Source organism: Streptomyces monticola (genome assembly GCF_042665355.1).
GTDB lineage: Bacteria > Actinomycetota > Actinomycetes > Streptomycetales > Streptomycetaceae > Streptomyces > Streptomyces monticola.
Genome location: NZ_JBHTCF010000008.1, coordinates 76,163 through 93,672, shown reverse-complemented (window position 1 = coordinate 93,672; position 17,510 = coordinate 76,163). Strand labels below are relative to the sequence as shown.

12 protein-coding genes are annotated in these 17,510 nt (G+C 71.5%); 6 read left to right on the top strand and 6 right to left on the bottom strand.

Annotated elements, in window-relative coordinates; genetic code table 11:
• The first annotated feature begins 165 nt into the window (after positions 1 to 165).
• Positions 166 to 1,053, top strand: coding sequence for a class I SAM-dependent methyltransferase (locus ACFQVC_RS20010; protein ID WP_381832373.1), 888 nt, complete (start codon positions 166 to 168; stop codon positions 1,051 to 1,053).
• Between the two features lie 3 nt (positions 1,054 to 1,056).
• On the opposite strand, the gene ACFQVC_RS20005 is transcribed toward ACFQVC_RS20010, so the two are convergent.
• The gene (locus tag ACFQVC_RS20005; RefSeq protein ID WP_381831862.1) at positions 1,057 to 2,226 is read right to left on the bottom strand and encodes a glycoside hydrolase family 6 protein; all 1,170 of its coding nucleotides are present in this window, start codon (positions 2,224 to 2,226) and stop codon (positions 1,057 to 1,059) included.
• An 87-nt stretch (positions 2,227 to 2,313) separates the two neighbouring features.
• On the opposite strand from ACFQVC_RS20005, the gene hrpB reads away from it, so the two are divergent.
• Positions 2,314 to 4,848, top strand: coding sequence for an ATP-dependent helicase HrpB (hrpB, locus tag ACFQVC_RS20000; protein WP_381831861.1), 2,535 nt, complete (start codon positions 2,314 to 2,316; stop codon positions 4,846 to 4,848).
• Positions 4,849 to 4,861: 13 nt separating this feature from the next.
• On the opposite strand, the gene pgfA is transcribed toward hrpB, so the two are convergent.
• The 5 genes from pgfA to polA all read right to left on the bottom strand — a co-directional run bounded on the left by pgfA (position 4,862) and on the right by polA (position 12,362).
• On the bottom strand, positions 4,862 to 5,869 hold the full coding sequence (gene pgfA, locus ACFQVC_RS19995; protein ID WP_381831859.1) for a cell envelope lipid trafficking protein PgfA: 1,008 nt from the start codon (positions 5,867 to 5,869) through the stop codon (positions 4,862 to 4,864).
• Positions 5,870 to 5,884: 15 nt separating this feature from the next.
• The gene (locus ACFQVC_RS19990; protein ID WP_381831858.1) at positions 5,885 to 6,019 is read right to left on the bottom strand and encodes an SPW_0924 family protein; all 135 of its coding nucleotides are present in this window, start codon (positions 6,017 to 6,019) and stop codon (positions 5,885 to 5,887) included.
• Between the two features lie 165 nt (positions 6,020 to 6,184).
• Positions 6,185 to 7,897, bottom strand: coding sequence for a lytic transglycosylase domain-containing protein (locus tag ACFQVC_RS19985; RefSeq protein ID WP_381831856.1), 1,713 nt, complete (start codon positions 7,895 to 7,897; stop codon positions 6,185 to 6,187).
• A 279-nt stretch (positions 7,898 to 8,176) separates the two neighbouring features.
• On the bottom strand, positions 8,177 to 9,151 hold the full coding sequence (locus ACFQVC_RS19980) for a serine hydrolase (RefSeq protein ID WP_381831855.1): 975 nt from the start codon (positions 9,149 to 9,151) through the stop codon (positions 8,177 to 8,179).
• Between the two features lie 475 nt (positions 9,152 to 9,626).
• Complete coding sequence (gene polA / locus ACFQVC_RS19975; protein WP_381831853.1) at positions 9,627 to 12,362, bottom strand: DNA polymerase I; 2,736 nt, start codon at positions 12,360 to 12,362, stop codon at positions 9,627 to 9,629.
• Between the two features lie 131 nt (positions 12,363 to 12,493).
• Between polA and ACFQVC_RS19970 the strand changes: the two genes are divergently transcribed.
• From ACFQVC_RS19970 to ACFQVC_RS19955, 4 genes are all read left to right on the top strand, one after another.
• Positions 12,494 to 14,776 (top strand): FdhF/YdeP family oxidoreductase, encoded by a 2,283-nt coding sequence (locus ACFQVC_RS19970; RefSeq protein ID WP_381831852.1) that lies wholly within the window; start codon positions 12,494 to 12,496, stop codon positions 14,774 to 14,776.
• Between the two features lie 79 nt (positions 14,777 to 14,855).
• Positions 14,856 to 15,326 (top strand): PaaI family thioesterase, encoded by a 471-nt coding sequence (locus tag ACFQVC_RS19965; protein WP_381831851.1) that lies wholly within the window; start codon positions 14,856 to 14,858, stop codon positions 15,324 to 15,326.
• Between the two features lie 114 nt (positions 15,327 to 15,440).
• Positions 15,441 to 15,860: a hypothetical protein gene (locus ACFQVC_RS19960; RefSeq protein WP_381831850.1), complete on the top strand. Its 420-nt coding sequence runs from the start codon at positions 15,441 to 15,443 to the stop codon at positions 15,858 to 15,860.
• Between the two features lie 411 nt (positions 15,861 to 16,271).
• Positions 16,272 to 17,486: a branched-chain amino acid ABC transporter substrate-binding protein gene (locus ACFQVC_RS19955; protein ID WP_381832370.1), complete on the top strand. Its 1,215-nt coding sequence runs from the start codon at positions 16,272 to 16,274 to the stop codon at positions 17,484 to 17,486.
• Positions 17,487 to 17,510: the final 24 nt, after the last annotated feature.

Here is a 17,510-nt window from a genome sequence, read left to right as displayed (position 1 = left end):
ACAACAGATGCGAGCGCACCCTGCTCTGTCTGAGGAGCGCAGGCCGCCAGCGCAACTTGTAGCATACGGGGGCTGCCGGGCAGGGTCAATGCGCGAAGGCGCACACCCGGGGCGGATCGCCGCATACCCGGCACAAGAACTGTCGCACGAGGCCAACGCGGCCCCATTGGCGCTCCGCGGCGGCAAGTTCGACGGAAGAGTACGACGAGGGAGCGGATCATCCAAGAGCAAGAGCCGCCCGGAGCCCCCGAGCCCGAGGCCACCCGGCGTGACGCCGATGTCACCGAGAGCAGTCGCGCCAACCGCGGCTGGTGGGACCGGAATGCCGACGAGTACCAGGGCGAGCACGGCACGTTCCTCGGCGACGACCGCTTCGTATGGGGTCCCGAGGGCCTGGACGAGGTCGAGGCGGAGCTGCTCGGCCCCGCCGACGAGCTGAAGGGCCTGAGCGTCCTGGAGATCGGCGCCGGCGCCGCACAGTGCTCACGCTGGCTGGCCGCCCAGGGCGCGCAGCCCGTCGCCCTCGACCTCTCGCACCGCCAGCTCCAGCACGCCCTGCGGATCGACGAACTGCGCGCGGCCGCGCCGCCGCCCCTCGTGCAGGCCGACGCCGGCGCACTGCCCTTCGCCGACGGCTCCTTCGACCTGGCCTGCTCCGCCTATGGGGCGCTGCCCTTCGTCGCCGACCCGGTGCTCGTGCTGCGCGAGGTGCGCCGCGTGCTGCGCCCCGGCGGCCGTTTCGTCTTCTCCGTCACGCACCCGATCCGCTGGGCCTTCCCGGACGAACCGGGACCCGAGGGACTGTCGGTGTCCGCCTCGTACTTCGACCGCACTCCTTATGTGGAGCAGGACGACGAGGGGAACGCGGTCTACGTCGAGCACCACAGGACGGTCGGTGACCGGGTCCGTGACGTGGTGGCCGGCGGCTTCCGCCTGGTCGACCTGGTCGAGCCGGAGTGGCCGCAGTGGAACAGCCAGGAGTGGGGCGGCTGGTCGCCGCTGCGCGGGAGCCTGATCCCGGGTACGGCGATCTTCGTGTGCGAACGGGACTGACGCTCACGATCGGCGCGCGAGGTCCAGGGCGTACTCGGGCCACCAGTGCCCTGCCTGGGGCCCGCCGCGGCACTCTCCGTCGGAGTCGCCCGGGTGCTTGACCCACAGGTAGGCGTCGGCGAGGGGATGGCCCGTGCTGCGGGTGGGGGCCGCGCCCAGGGTGCGGCCCGGCGGGTTGCACCAGGCCAGGGCCTCGCGGAAGTCGGGCGGGCCGCTGCCGTTGCGGCTGGTGTCGAGCACGAAGTGCTTGCCGCCGAGGAGTTCGCCCAGGCGGGCGCCGTAGGCGAGGACGTCCTTGGTGGTGTGGAAGTTGGAGACGTTCTGCGCGAAGCCGTCCGCCTTCGCGATGCCCGCCCGCATCAGGGGCGGCACCAGGCGCCAGGGCTCGGTCACGAAGGCGGGGTGCCCGGCGTCCAGGTAGACCGTGGTGCGCGGCTGCTTCTTGAGGCGTGCGATCGCCTCTGAGAGGAGTCGGTAGCGCTCCGCGTGGTGCTCGGGCGGTGTGCAGCCGTCGAGGATGTGCGGCACCGCGTCCGGCTCCAGGACGACCAGGGCGGGGGCGTCGCCGATCGCGTCCGCGAACCGGTCGATCCAGCGCCGGTAGTCCGCCGCGTCGCGCGCCCCGCCCGCCGAGTACAGACCGCAGTCGCGGTGCGGGACGCGGTACGCGACGAGGACGACGGTCTGGCCGCGTGCGGCGGCGCCCCGCACCGCGCGGCGGATGGGCGCCACCGGGTCGGGGTCGGCGAGCCAGGTCGCGGTCGGGTGCCGCGCGATCCGCTCGGCGAGCAGCTCGGCATCGGCCGCCCTCCCCTCGGCCCGCCAGGCGGCGACCTGACGCGCGGCGTCGGCCTGCGGATCCGCCCAGAAGGGCGGGGGCTGCGGGGCGGTGTCCGTGCGGGACGCCAGGTCCTGCGGGGCGGTGCCCGACCGGGGCGGCGGGGGCTGCGGGCCGGTGTCCGTCCGCGACGCCCGATCCTGCGCGGCGGTGTCCGTGCGGGACGCCAGATCCTGCGCGGCGGTGTCCGTGCGGGACGCCAGATCCTGCGCGGCGGTGTCCGTGCGGGACGGCAAGGCCTGCGGGGCGGCGGGGGCCGGAGTGCTGGTGCCGAGCAGGCACAGGAGGGTGGCGGCGAGGGCGAGCATGAGGGGCGTCGGTCTGCGGCCTGGCATGCACCCACAGTTGCCGACGCCGCGGCGGGTGCCCACCGGGCGGGGCCGACCGGGGGACGTGGGCCGGGGGTCCGGGAGACTGGGGGTGTGATCCGTAGCGACGTCCTGGAGCAGCTGCCCGTACGCGGCGCCGTGCCCGCCCTTCGTACCGCCCTGGAAGGCCACGGCGCGGCCGTGCTGTGCGCGCCGCCCGGCACCGGCAAGACGACGCTGGTGCCGCTGGTGCTCGCGGGCCTCGTCGGCGACGGCCCGGCACGCCGCGTCGTCGTCGCCGAGCCGCGGCGGATCGCGGCCCGTGCGGCGGCCCGGCGGATGGCGTGGCTGCTCGGTGAGAAGGCCGGCGGGAGCGTGGGGTTCACGGTGCGCGGGGAGCGCGTCGTCGGGCCGCACACGCGCGTGGAGGTGGTCACCACAGGGGTGCTGCTTCAACGGCTGCAGCGGGACCAGGAGTTGGCCGGCGTCGACGTGGTCGTACTCGACGAGTGTCATGAGCGTCATCTCGACGCGGACACCGTGGCCGCCTTCCTCCTGGACGTGCGGGCCGCGCTCCGCCCCGAGCTGCAGCTGGTGGCCGCCTCCGCGACGACCGACGCCGAAGGGTGGGCGCGGCTCCTCGGCGACGCGCCCGTCGTCGAGGCGCAGGGCGTCGCGCACCCGGTCGAGGTGGTGTGGGCGCCGCCCGCGCGTCCGGTGCGGCCGCCGCACGGCATGCGCGTGGATCCGGCGCTGCTGTCCCATGTGGCGTCGGTGGTGCGCAGGGCCCTGTCCGAGCATGACGGGGACGTGCTGTGCTTCCTGCCGGGCGTCGGGGAAATCGCCCGCGTGGCAGGGCAGTTGGGCGATCTGGGCGGCGTGGACGTACTGCAGGTGCACGGACGGGCCCCGGCGGCGGTGCAGGACGCGGTGCTCGCGCCCGGGCAGCGGCGGCGCGTCGTGCTCGCCACGTCGGTGGCCGAGTCGTCCCTGACGGTGCCGGGGGTGCGGGTGGTGGTGGACTCCGGCCTCGCGCGGGAGCCGCGTACGGACCATGCGCGCGGGCTCAGCGCCCTGACCACGGTGCGGGCCTCGCAGGCCGCGGGGCGCCAGCGGGCCGGGCGCGCGGGACGCGAGGCGCCGGGCGCCGTCTACCGCTGCTGGGCGGAGGCGGAGGACGGCCGCCTCCCCCGGTTCCCCGCGCCGGAGATCAAGGTGGCCGACCTGGCGGCGTTCGCCCTGCAGGCCGCCTGCTGGGGCGATCCGGACGCTGCCGGGCTCGCTCTCCTGGACGCCCCGCCCGCCGGGGCGCTGGCCGCCGCGCGGGAAGTGCTCGCCGCCCTGGGAGCCGTGGACGCGGACACCGGCCGGGTCACCGCACGTGGCAAGCGGATGGCCGGTGCCGGGGTGCACCCGCGGCTCGCGCGGGCCCTGCTCGACGGCGCCGCGGAGGCCGGTGCGCGGCCCGCGGCCGAGGTCGTGGCCCTCCTGAGCGAGGAGCCGCCGCGCGACTACGGCGACGACCTGACGGCGGCGCTACGGGCCGCGCGGCGCGGGAACGACGCGTACGGGGCGCGGTGGCGCCAGGAAGTACGGCGGCTGACGTCGGCCGTGGACGCGGGCGACTCGGGCCGCAAGAGCGGCACCTCCCCGGGGAAGGCCACGGGCAAGAGGGACGATCACGTGGCGGGGCTCATCGCCTCCCTCGCCTTCCCGGAACGGGTCGCACGCACGCGTGGCGCGGGCGCGTTCCTCATGGTGTCCGGCACGGCCGCCGAAGTCTCCGCCGGATCGCCCTTGCACAACGCGCCCTGGCTCGCGGTGGCGGTGGCGGACCGTCCCGTGGGCGCGGCCCACGCGCGCGTGCGGCTCGGTGCGGTCATCGACGAGGACACGGCGCTGCGCGCGGCCCGCCCCCTGCACCGCTCCGGCGACGAGGTCGGCTGGGCCGACGGCGATGTGGTCGCGCGGCGCGTGGAGCGCCTGGGGGCGGTGGAGTTGGCGGTACGTCCGCTCAAGGATCCCGGTCCACGACTGGTGCGCGAGGCGTTGCTCACCGGGTTGCGGCAGGAGGGCACGGGGCTGCTCAAGTGGTCCCGTGACGCGGTGGAGTTGCGGCAGCGGCTTGCGTTTCTGCATCTGCGGCTGGGGGCGCCCTGGCCCGACGTATCGGAAAGCGCGCTGCACGCGCGCGTGGACGAATGGCTGGAGCCGGAGCTGTCGAAGGCGCGGCGGCGCTCGGCGCTCGCCGGGATCGACGCGGGCCAGTGCCTCAACCGGCTGCTGCCCTGGGCGGGCGGCGAGGCGGCCCGGCTCGACGAGCTGGCGCCCGAGCGGCTTGCGGTGCCCAGCGGTTCCCGTATCCGGGTCGACTACTCCGACCCCGAACAGCCGGTGCTCGCCGTGAAGTTGCAGGAGATGTTCGGCCTCGCCCGGACCCCGGAGATCGCCGGGGTGCCGGTCGTGGTGCATCTGCTGTCCCCCGCCGGGCGCCCCGCCGCGGTCACCGCCGACCTGGAGTCGTTCTGGCGGGACGGCTACCGCGGCGTGCGCGCCGAGTTGCGCGGCCGCTACCCCAGGCATCCGTGGCCTGAGGACCCGGCGACGGCGGCGCCGACCCGGCACACCAACGCGCGGCTGAAGCGCTGACCGTACGCGCGGCTCAGGCGTTGACCGGTTCCGGGTCGGGTGCGGGCTCGGTGTCGGTGTCGTCGTCCGGGCCGCCGGGCCTGCGGCTGCGGGCCTCCAGGATCAGGGACAGGGTCAGCAGGGCAGCGCCCAGGCCGAGGAAGCCCCACGGGAGATACGAGGTCATGAGCAGGACGAGGGTGCGCTGGGACGAGACGAGGTCGACGGTCGACTTGATGAAGTCCTCGCGCATCTTGACGTGCCCGTCGAAGACGGTGACCTTCTCCTTGCCCTCGGGCACGAGATTGCCGCCGCGCATCTCCTCCTTGTGGATCTCCTCACCGTAGACGGGTGCGCCGGTGACCGGCTCGACCCAGAACTTGCGGACGGTCGTGTACCACATCTCCGTGCCGCTCTGCGCGGCCGTCTTCGCGGTGATGCCCTTGATCGGCATATTGGAGGGGTAGTCGACCTTCACCCAGGGGATGGTCTGCTCGAAGTAGTAGACCTCGACGCCGCGGAAGTCCTGCGTGCCCTTGTAGTGGATGGGCGCGGAGGTGCGCGAGCGGGCGTCGAAGTAGGTGTAGTCCCGCTTCTCGGTCAGGAAGGGCCACTTGAACTCGATGCCCTCACGCTTGACCTTGTGGCCGTCGGCGTGCTCCCCGGGCACGTTCACCGGCTCCTGGGAGTGTGCGTCGAAGACATAGCGCTCGGGAATCTTGGTGACCATCTTGCCGTCGGGGCCCTCCGCGTACGACAGGGCGTCCCAGACGACGACATCGCGGCCCGTGCGCTCCTTGATCTTCTTGGCCTCCTCGACGTTGCCCTTGAGGGTCTGCACGATGGAGAGCTTGGAGACCTTCTTGGGCGACATCGTGCCGTAGTCGACGAGCGTCAGCGGCTTGGCCTCAAGGACCATGTTCTGGTACTGGCTCGGCGGGATCTTCGCCAGGCGCGGGAAGGCGTAGAAGCGCATGAGCGGGGAGAGTGCCGTGAAGAACACGGCGAAGGCGAGAAGGATCAGGCTGGCCTTGCGGCGCATCGGCGCGGCCCTCCCTTACGGGTGCTCGGGGATTTGGGTGAGCAGCGGCTTGGGCGAGGTCTCGCCCGGTGGGGCACCCACCGCCGTGATGGCGAAGACCAGGGCGAGTGCGGCGACAAGGCCGATGCCGGCGGAGATCAGGGCACGCACGCTCGGCCTCCCAGGGGTCAACAGGCCTGCCGTCACGGCGACCTGATATGGCGTCAGGGCTGGGGCACCGTAGCAACGCGAAGGCGAGATGAGAACACGTTGCACCGCCCCTGGATCCGGTGGGATTCAGGGGCGGTGCGGGCAACTCCCGTACGGGTACGGCCGTCAGGCGACCTTGAGCTCCAGGGTCAGGGTGCCGCCGCCGATGGCGTTCAGACGCAGCAGATAGGTGCCCTTGGCGTCGTCGGCGTAGATCTTCGGGAGCTTCAGGACGCCGTTCGCATCGGTCTTGAGGCCCTTGAGCGTACGGATCGTCCTGCCGTCCGCGTCCTTGAAGTGGGGGCCCTTGTCGTTGACGGCCGGGTCGTCCGCCGCCTTGATCATGGTGGCGGTGAGCTCCACACCGGCCGCGGCCGCGCCCTTGTAGGTGGCCTTGACCTCGACGGGTTCGGCGAACTCGGCGCCGGGCGCGCAGGTCAGCTCCTTGTCGCCGACCCGGGCGAGGGCGTCGGCCTGGCGGGCGGTGACCGTCGCCGTGTAGTCGAGGCCCGGCAGAGTGCGGCTCTCGACCTTGGCGCGGACCGTGAACTCGCCGGTCCGCTCGCCCGCCTTGAGTTTCGGGGAGAGCGCCTTGCCGGTGCTGTCCGTGGTGACCGTGACCGTCTTGGCGCCGCCGTCGAAGCGCGCATCCGTGTCGCCCACGACCTCGAAGCGCACCTTCACCTTGGCGACGCCCGCACCATTCGCGCCGTACGCCTTCACAGCGGGGCGCGTGGTGAAGGCGGTGCCCGCGGTGGCGGTCAGCTTGCCGGTGCCCGCGTCCGCGAGGCGCGCGACCCGGTCGGCCGGGGACGGCGACGGGCCGGGGCTCGGGCTGCCGGATCCGCCTTGCGACGGTCCGCCCGGGTCGCTGGGTCCTGGGCTCGGGCTGCCGGGGGTCTCGGAGGGCCCGGAGGGCTTGTCGCTGCTGCCGCCGCTGCCGGACTGGGACGGCGACGGGGACGGCTTCGGACGGCTGGTGGAGTTGTCGGTCGGCGACGGGCCGGGACCCGGGCTGCCGTCGTCGCTGCGTCCGCCCGGCAGCACGCCGGTGCCGTCGGGAACCTCGTGGGTGCCCTCGCGGTAGAACTCCAGCCACGACAGGACGGTGCGCAGATAGTCCTGGGAGTGGTTGTAGCTGAGGATCGCGCGGTGCAGCCCGGACGTGGTGGACAGATCGCGGTCGCCGGCGCACAGATAGCGGCCCGCGGCGAGCGCGGCGTCGTAGATGTTGTTGGGGTCCTTCTTGCCGTCGCCGTTGCCGTCCTGCGCCCAGTTCTTCCATGTGGAGGGGATGAACTGCATCGGGCCGACCGCCCGGTCGTGCGTGGTGTCGCCGTCGTAGGCGCCGCCGTCGGTGTCGCTGATGTCGGCGAAGCCGTTGCCGTTGAGCTGCGGACCGAGGATCGGCGACAGCGTGGTACCGGCGCTGTCGACGCGGCCGCCGCGGGCCTGCCCCGACTCCACCTTGCCTATCGCGGCCAGGAGTTCCCAGGGCAGCCGGCAGCCGGGCTTGCTGTCGCCCAGGGCCGCTTCGGCCTTCTTGTACGCGTCGAGGACCGTGGCCGGGATGCCCGCTTCGGCTGCGCCGGTGGCGTCGGGGCCGCCCGCGTCGCCCGTCGGCTGCGGGCTCTTCAAGGGCGGCAGGTCGGTGTAGTACGGGGAGTTGCCGGTCGCGGAGTCCTCCGCGGGCGGCGGCGTGGCGTCGGTGGCCTTGCGGCCCTGCGGGGTGTCGGTGATCCCCGGGGCCTGCGAGGCGGAGAGCGCCGCCACCGCGGCCGCGGCCACCGCCGCGGTCACCGCTGTCTTGCGCAGCCGTCGGCCGTAGAGCGCTGCCATACGTCTGATCCCCTCCGGTCGAGACCGCGCACACTCCCCAGCGCGCTGACCCAGGCGACACTACGACAACTTCCTGGGTGCAGACACCCGTTCCTGACCGCTTTTTACCGGTTGGCCATGGGGCTGTGCCGGGCTCCTTCACAGAGCCGCGCGAACACTTACGTACAGCGACCGGGGCGTGACGGAGCGGAAGAGCCGCATGTGGTGCGGGAGTTGGCACGCCGAGGTGCGGGAGGCGGCTTCCCGGGGCGTACGGGCGCGCGGCAGGGCAGGCTGCCGCTACGCGCCGTCGTCGTGCGAGGGCTCTTCAGGGAGCTCGAAATCGTCCGGAAGACCCTCCGGAACCGATCCGTCCGACTGCTCGCTGATCTCGCTCTCCGGCGTGTAGTCCGTGCCCGCGGCGCGGCCCTTGTTGAGGCCGCGGTGCACGGCGTGCGCGATCCGCTCGATGGTGCGCACCCCGTACGCCATCGTCGGGTTGTCGTGCGACAGGGCCACGATGCGGTAGTTGCGCCCGGCGCCGGTGAACACGCCGACGCTGTGCACCCGCCAGCCGTGTGTGGCGCGCGGGAGCCAGCCGTTCTTGAGGTGGGCGACCACACCGCGCGGCCGCCCCGCGGGCACGCCCCAGCGCTGGCCGGGCCGTACCTGGCTCATCAGCTTCAGGCCCCGGGCCCGTTCGCGCAGGATCGACGGCGCCTTGCTCAGCACGCCGAGCAGCCGCATCTGGTCGGCCGCGGTGGTCCGGGTCAGGCCCCAAAGCCCGTAGGGGCCGGGGGTGGTGGAGCGTGCTCCCGCCTTCCGCAGATAGCTCTGCAGGCGCTGGTGGCCGAGGTCCTGCCAGAGCCGCAGGGCCGCGCCGTTGTCCGAACTCGTGATCATGGGGCGTACGTTGCGTGCCTCGAAGCGGGTCAGATGCCGGCGCAGCTCCTGTGCGCGCCGTAGCACCGTCTCCATGATCAGCACCTTGGCGACGCTGGCGGAGTCATAGCGCCGGGCGCCGTCGAGGGCGCACCACAGGTCGCTGTTGTCGTCGTGCACGGCGAGGGAGACGGTGCCGCGCCGGGACGACAGCGCCGCCCGGAGGTCCTTGGACATCCGGGCGGCGAGTTCGGGATCACGGGCGGAGCGGCAGGTCGCGGCGCGCCGGCCGGAGCGGTCGTCGGAGACGGCCGCTGCCGCGGATATCGGCACGAGGAGGGTGGAGGCGGCGACGGCTGCTACGAGGGCCGTGCGGCGCGTGTGAGGTGCCATGTCTGCCACGGTGCCGCTTGTGGCTGGGGGTGGCATGAGAACGGGGGCCATCCGGGTTGGGGCACCCTGCGTGTGCGGTGCGCGGGCCTCGGCACCCTGCGTGTGCGGTGCGGGCTGCGTGTGCGGTGCGCGGGCCTCGGCACCCTGCGTGTGCGGTGCGGGCTGCGTGTGCGGTGCGCGGGCCTCGGCACCCTGCGTGTGCGGTGCGAGCTGCGTGTGCGGTGCGCGGGCCTCGGCACCCTGCGTGTGCGGTGCGAGCTGCGTGTGCGGTGCGCGGGTCTCGGCACCCTGCGTGTGCGGTGCTGCTACATCGCCCTGCGGGCTCGTCCTCAAACGCCGGACGGGCTGATTGGGCAAGCGCACGCCAGCCTGCTGGTGCGGGTTCCCCGTGCCCCCAAAGGGGCGCGGGGAACTGCGCGACCAGCCACGACGCACCCGCAGGTGCTGTCATACCGGACGCTGAGGCTCAACAGACTCAGTGTGCGGCCGACTCCCAGTCGCGGCCCACGCCCACCGATACGTCCAGAGGGGCCCGCAGGGACACCGCGCCCGCCATTTCCCGGCGGACCAGGTCCTCCACCTGCTCGCGCTCGCCCGGGGCGATTTCCAGGACGATTTCGTCGTGGACCTGGAGCAGCATCCGCGAGGTCAGCTCCGCCTTCTCCAGGGCCTGGCCGACCCGCAGCATCGCGATCTTCACGATGTCCGCGGCGGTGCCCTGGATCGGGGCGTTCAGCGCCATCCGCTCGGCCATTTCGCGGCGCTGGCGGTTGTCGCTGTTGAGGTCCGGGAGATAGCGGCGGCGGCCGAGGATCGTCTCGGTGTATCCCGTGGCGCGGGCCTCGTCGACGACGCGGCGCAGATAGTCGCGGACGCCGCCGAAGCGCTCGAAGTAGGTGTCCATCAGGGCGCGGGCCTCGGCCGCCTCGATGTTCAGCTGCTGGGAGAGGCCGAAGGCGGACAGGCCGTACGCCAGGCCGTACGACATCGCCTTGATCTTGCGGCGCATCTCGGCGTCGACATCGGACCCGGCCACGCCGAACACCTGCGAGGCGACCGTGGTGTGCAGGTCCTCGCCGGTGGAGAACGCCTCGATGAGGCCCTCGTCCTCCGAGAGGTGGGCCATCACGCGCAGCTCGATCTGGCTGTAGTCGGCGGTCATCAGGGACTCATAGCCCTCGCCGACGACGAAGCCGCGGCGGATGGCGCGGCCCTCGTCGGTGCGCACCGGGACGTTCTGCAGGTTGGGGTCCGTGGAGGACAGCCGGCCGGTGGCGGCGACGATCTGGCTGAACGAGGTGTGGATCCGGCCGTCCGCCGCGATCGTCTTGATCAGGCCCTCGACGGTGACGCGGAGCTTGGCCTGCTCACGGTGGCGGAGCATGATCACCGGGAGTTCGTTGTCCGTCTGGGCCGCGAGCCAGGCCAGGGCGTCGGCGTCCGTGGTGTACCCGGTCTTCGTCTTCTTCGTCTTGGGCAGGCCCAGCTCGCCGAAGAGGACTTCCTGCAGCTGCTTGGGCGAGCCGAGGTTGAACTCATGGCCCGCGGCGGCGTGCGCCTCCTTCACGGCCTGCTGCACCGCGCCCGCGAACTGCTCCTCCATGGACTCCAGGTGGGGCCGGTCGGCGGCGATGCCGTGCCGCTCCATGCGGGCCAGGAGCGCGGAGACGGGCAGCTCCATGTCGGTGAGGAGCTCGGCGGCGCCGACCTCCTCGAGCCGCTCGCCGAAGGCCTCGCCCAGGTCGAGGATGGTGCGGGCCTGGTGCATCAGGGCGTCGGCCTCGGCCGTGTCGTCCGCACCGAAGGCCAGCTGGCCGTCCGCCTCTGCCGTGGGGGCGAGCTCGCGGCCCAGATACTCCAGGGACAGCGCGTCCAGGGCGAAGGAGCGGCGGCCCGGCTTGACCAGATAGGCGGCCAGGGCGCTGTCCATGGTGACGCCCTCGATCACCCAGCCGTGCTCGGCGAAGACCCGCATGGTGCTCTTGGCGTCGTGCAGGACCTTGGGCTTGTCGGGGTCGGCCAGCCAGGCCGCGAAGGCGTTCTCGTCGGCCTCGTCCAGCTGGGACGGGTCGAACCAGGCGGCCGCTCCCCCGGCCGCGGCCAGGGCGACCTCGGCGACCGCGCCGGTGCCGAGCTTCCAGGAGTCGACGGTGGCCATGCCGAGGACGGCCTTGCCGTGCTCGGCCAGCCACGGGGCGAGCTCACCCGAGCCGAGGACCGTGCCGTCGATCTCCACGCCCTCGGCGGCCGGCGCCTCGTCCGTCTCTTCGGCGCCCGGGTCGACGGCGAGCAGCCGCTCGCGCAGCGAGGGGTTACGGATCTCCAGGGTGTCCAGGACGACGGCGACGGCCTTGCGGTCGTACGCCGCGCGCTCCAGGTCCTCGACCGTCTTCGGCAGCTCCACGTCCCGCACCATCTCGGTCAGGCGGCGGTTCAGCTTCACCGCCTCCAGGTGGTCGCGGAAGTTCTGCCCGGCCTTGCCCTTGACCTCGTCGGCGCGCTCCACGAGGTCGGCGAACGAACCGAACTGGTTGATCCACTTCGCGGCGGTCTTCTCACCGACGCCGGGAATGCCCGGGAGATTGTCCGACGGGTCGCCGCGCAGGGCCGCGAAGTCGGGGTACTGGGCGGGCGTCAGGCCGTACTTCTCCTCGACCTTCTCCGGGGTGAACCGGGTCAGCTCGGAGACGCCCTTGGTGGGGTACAGCACCGTCACGTGCTCGCTGACCAGCTGGAAGGAGTCACGGTCACCGGTGACGATGAGGACCTCGAAGCCGGCGGCCTCGGCCTGGGTGGCGAGCGTGGCGATGACGTCGTCCGCCTCGAAGCCGTCCACCGCGAACCGCTCCGCGTGCATCGCGTCGAGCAGCTCGCCGATCAGCTCGACCTGGCCCTTGAACTCGTCCGGGGTCTTCGAACGGTTCGCCTTGTACTCCGCGAACTCCTTGGAACGCCAGGTCTTGCGCGAGACGTCGAAGGCCACCGCGAAGTGCGTGGGCTCCTCGTCGCGCAGCGTGTTCGCCAGCATCGACGCGAAGCCGTAGATCGCGTTCGTCGGCTGGCCCGTCGCCGTCGTGAAATTCTCCGCGGGCAGCGCGAAGAACGCCCTGTACGCAAGGGAATGCCCGTCCATGAGCATCAGGCGCGGGCGCTTGGCCGCGGCGGGCTTCGTCTTGGGGGCGGGGGTCTTCTTCGATGCTGTCTCTGCCACGCCCCCGATCCTGCCACGCCCCACTGACATTTCTTACTGGGCGAGATGCGCACCGCCGTCCGCGGCACCCCTTCCGCTGCGTGGGAGGATCAAACCGTACGCAGACAGTGACTGTTCGAAGGAGTCCGGTCATGGCAGGCAAGCCCCCCGCCGGCGATCCCGTCCAGGACGCGCCCCAGGTCGACGGCCCCAAGCACGCGGCCGCCGGACTGCCGGCCATCGGTCATACGCTGCGCATGGCGCAGGAGCAGATGGGGGTGCGGCGCACCGCCCTCACCCTGCTCCGGGTCAACCAGAAGGACGGCTTCGACTGTCCCGGCTGCGCCTGGCCCGAGCCCGAGCACCGGCACAAGGCGGAGTTCTGCGAGAACGGCGCGAAGGCCGTCGCCGAAGAGGCCACGCTGCGCCGGGTCACACCCGACTTCTTCGTCGCGCACCCCGTCGGCGATCTGGCCCGCCGCAGCGGGTACTGGCTGGGCCAGCAGGGCCGCCTCACCCAGCCCATGTATCTCGCGGAGGGCGCCGAGCGCTACGAACCGGTGACCTGGGAGCGGGCCTTCGACATCGTCGCCGAGGAACTGGCCGCCCTCGGCTCCCCCGACGAGTCCGTGTTCTACACCTCGGGCCGTACCAGCAACGAAGCGGCGTTCCTCTACCAGCTGTTCGCCCGCGAGTTCGGCACGAACAACCTGCCGGACTGCTCCAACATGTGCCACGAGTCGTCCGGTTCGGCGCTGACGGAGACCATCGGCGTCGGCAAGGGCAGCGTCCTGCTCGAAGACCTCTACCGCTCGGACCTGATCATCGTGGCCGGGCAGAACCCGGGCACCAACCACCCGCGCATGCTCTCCGCCCTGGAGAAGGCCAAGGCCGGCGGCGCGAAGATCATCACCGTGAACCCGCTGCCCGAGGCGGGCATGGAGCGCTTCAAGAACCCCCAGACCCCGCGGGGCCTGCTCAAGGGCACCGCCCTGACCGATCTGTTCCTGCAGATCCGGCTCGGCGGCGACCAGGCGCTCTTCCGCCTCCTCAACAAGCTGATCCTCGACACCGAGGGCGCCGTGGACGAAGAGTTCGTACGCGAACACACCCACGGATTCGAGGAGTTCACGGCCGCCGCACGCGCCGCCGACTGGGACGAGACCCTCGCCGCCACCGGCCTCGACCGGGCCCGCATCGAAGAGGCACTCGCCATGGTGCTCGCCTCGAAGCGCACCGTGGTGTGCTGGGCGATGGGCCTGACCCAGCACAAGCACGCGGTGCCCACCATCCGCGAGGTCGTCAACTTCCTTCTGCTGCGCGGGAACATCGGCCGCCCCGGCGCCGGGGTGTGCCCGGTGCGCGGCCACTCCAATGTGCAGGGCGACCGCACCATGGGGATCTTCGAGCGGCCCGCGCCGGCGTTCCTCGACGCCCTGGAGAAGGAGTTCGGTTTCGCCCCTCCGCGCGAGCACGGCCTGGACGTGGTGCGCGCCATCCGTGCCCTGCGCGACGGGCAGGCGAAGGTCTTCTTCGCCATGGGCGGCAACTTCGTCTCCGCCTCGCCCGACACCGAGGTGACGGAGGCCGCGATGCGCCGTGCCCGGCTCACCGTGCACGTGTCGACGAAGCTGAACCGCTCGCACACCGTCACCGGCGCCCGCGCCCTGATCCTGCCCACGCTCGGACGCACCGAGCGTGATCTGCAGGGCAGCGGCGAGCAGGTCGTGACCGTCGAGGACTCCATGGGCATGGTGCACGCCTCACGCGGCCGCCTGGAGCCCGCGAGCCCGCATCTGCTGTCCGAGCCGGCCATCGTGTGCCGTCTCGCCCGCCGCGTCCTGGGCGAGCGCAGCAGCACTCCCTGGGAGGAGTTCGAGAAGGACTACGCCACCGTGCGCGACCGCATCGCGCGCGTGGTGCCGGGTTTCGAGGACTTCAACGCCCGTGTGGCCAAGCCGGGCGGCTTCGCCCTGCCGCACGCCCCGCGCGACGAACGCCGCTTCCCCACCGCCACCGGCAAGGCCAACTTCACCGCCGCCCCCGTGGAGTACCCCGAACTGCCCGAGGGGCGGCTGCTGTTGCAGACCCTGCGCTCCCACGACCAGTACAACACCACCATCTACGGCCTGGACGACCGCTACCGCGGCATCAAGAACGGCCGCCGGGTCGTCCTGGTCCACCCCGCCGACGCCCGCGAGCTCGGCGGCCTGGCCGAGGGCTCGTACGTCGACCTGGTCAGCGAATGGGCCGACGGCGTGGAGCGGCGCGCGCCCGGCTTCCGCGTCGTGCACTACCCCACCGCACGCGGCTGCGCCGCCGCCTACTACCCGGAGACGAACGTCCTGGTGCCCCTGGACGCCACCGCGGACACCAGCAATACGCCCGCCAGCAAGTCCGTCGTCGTACGTCTGGAACAATCGGCAACCGTCTAAGCGTTTGCTCAGGCGGCGGGGCGGTCGCAGGCCGAACCGGTCCGCCGCCGATACGACGACGAAACTGGAGCCGAGGCCCATGGGCGAGAAGCACACCGTCAAGTTCCCGCAGGAAGTCATCGACGAGTACGCCACGCTCGGTGTCGACCTGCCCGCCCTGTTCTCCGCCGGGCACCTCGGCACCCGGATGGGCATCGAGATCCTCGAGGCCGCCGCCGACCGCGTCGTCGGCACCATGCCCGTCGAGGGCAACACCCAGCCCTACGGCCTGCTGCACGGCGGCGCCTCCGCGGTGCTCGCCGAGACCCTCGGCTCCGTCGGGTCCATGCTGCACGGCGGCATCGGCAAGCTCGCGGTCGGCGTCGACCTCAACTGCACCCACCACCGCGGCGCCCGCTCCGGCCTGGTCACCGGTGTCGCCACCCCCGTCCACCGGGGCCGCTCCACCGCGACGTACGAGATCGTGATCACCGACGAGCAGGACAAGCGGGTCTGCACCGCCCGCCTGACCTGCCTGCTGCGCGACGCGGACCCGGGCGCCATCGGTTAGGACCCGCGCACCCGACCCCGGACGGGGCGCACCACCAGGGACATCCCAAGTGGTGCGCCCCGTCCGCCTGTTGAGACCGTTGCCGCCCGCACCCGGCCCCGCTACCGTCGCCCCATGAGGCGCCACGGGCCGCACCGTACGGCCACTTTCGCCCTGTTCGCCGCACTGCTCGCCCCCGCCGTCCTGAGCGGCTGCACGGACGCCGGCGGCGCGGCCGGATCCAGCCCTTCGCCGCGGGCCACATCCGACACGGAGATCTGCGTGAACCTGGTGTCGTACTGGGCGAAGCAAGTCCTGGACGACCGTGCGGACTCCGGCCGCGACTTCATGCAAAAGGGCCTGTCCAACGGGCAGAACAACATCCTGATCGCCGCCGTGGCCGCGGCGGAGGCCGAGAAGAAGCGCCACGGGACGGCCGCCGCCCACAAGGTGATAGACCGTCAGGTCAAGCGGAAGTGCGCCGAGCGCTACCGCCACGGCAAGCCGAGCGAGGGGATCTGGCGCGATCCCACCCCCTCGTCGACATCACGCTGAGTAACCGGCGCGGGCTCCGTAGACACAATCCGTTCACAAAGAGGGACTCCGGCGAAATCCGGCATTCACACTTCAGGATTCGCCCCGCCTGTCAGCAGCAAGATCACCTCAAGCCCCTTAGCGGAACTGCCAATTCTCAGTATGTGAGCAATCGGAGGCCAGGCAAGAAGTCCGTTTGGCCCGCCCTGCACCGTCGCCGTTTCACCTCGCATAACAAGAGAGTCACATCCTGCCCTTCCCTGCTCCCGCACTCCTTCACCTGCGCTTAGAGTCACCGCCAGTCACCGCGCCGCCGGGCGCGAACTGAATTGCACGGCCCTGTACCACTTCCAGTACGGCCCGGCGATCACACGGCACCTCGCAAGTGAGGAGGCCGCGCCAGGGAAAGGACCAATCGTGCGAAACCGTTCCTTGCTCATACTCACCACGGTGTTGACCACTGGGGCACTCACGCTCACCGCCTGCGGATCGCGCGACGAAGACAAAGGCGGCGACAGCGGGGGCAAAACCACGGTCGTGATCGGCGTTGACGCGCCCCTGACCGGTGACCTTTCCGCCCTCGGCCTCGGAATCAAGAATTCCGCCGACCTGGCCGTGAAGACCGCCAACAAGGAAAAGACCGTCGACGGCGTCGAGTTCAAGCTCGAGGCCAAGGACGACCAGGCCCAGCCCTCCGTCGGCCAGCAGAACGCCCAGACGTTCATCAGCAACAAGGAAGTTCTCGGCGTCGTCGGCCCGCTGAACTCCAACGTCTCGCAGTCGATGCAGAAGCCGTTCAACGACGCGGGCCTCGTCCAGGTCTCCCCCGCCAACACGGGTACCGAACTCACCCAGGGCGACGGCTGGAAGACCGGCGATCTCAAGCGCCCCTTCAAGACCTTCTTCCGCACCGCCACGACGGACCAGGTCCAGGGCGACTTCGCCGCCAAGTACCTCTACAACAAGGCGAAGATCAAGCAGGTCTATCTGATCGACGACCAGAAGACCTACGGCGCCGGCCTCGCCGCCTCCTTCAAGGACACCTTCACCAAGCTCGGCGGAAAGATCGTCGCGAGCGACCACGTCAACCCCGAGGACCGCGACTTCAACTCCGTCGTGGCCAAGGTGAAGAACTCCGGCGCCAAGGCCGTCTACTACGGCGGTGAATACCCCGCCGCAGGACCGCTCAGCCAGCAGCTCAAGGACAGCGGCGCCAAGATCCCGCTCATGGGCGGCGACGGCATCTACTCCGCCGACTTCATCAAGCTCAACAAGAAGTCCCAGGGCGACCTCGCCACCTCCGTCGGCAAGCCCGTCGAAGAACTCGACTCGGCCAAGAAGTTCATCGCCGACTACAAGGAAGCCGGATACGAGGACGCCTACGAGGCCTACGGCGGCAGCACCTACGACGCCGCCTGGTCCATCATCGAGGCGGTCAAGCTCGTCGTCGACGAGAACGACGGCAAGCTCCCCGACGACGCCCGCGCCAAGGTCCTCGAAGCCATGGCCAAGGTCAAGTTCGACGGTGTCACAGGCCCGGTCTCCTTCGACAAGTACGGCGACACCACCAACACCATGATGACCGCCTACGAGGTCGACGATAAGACGTGGAAGTCCAAGTTCAGCGGGGCCTACAAGCCCGAATAAGGCATCGGCCCTCCCGGCCCCGGC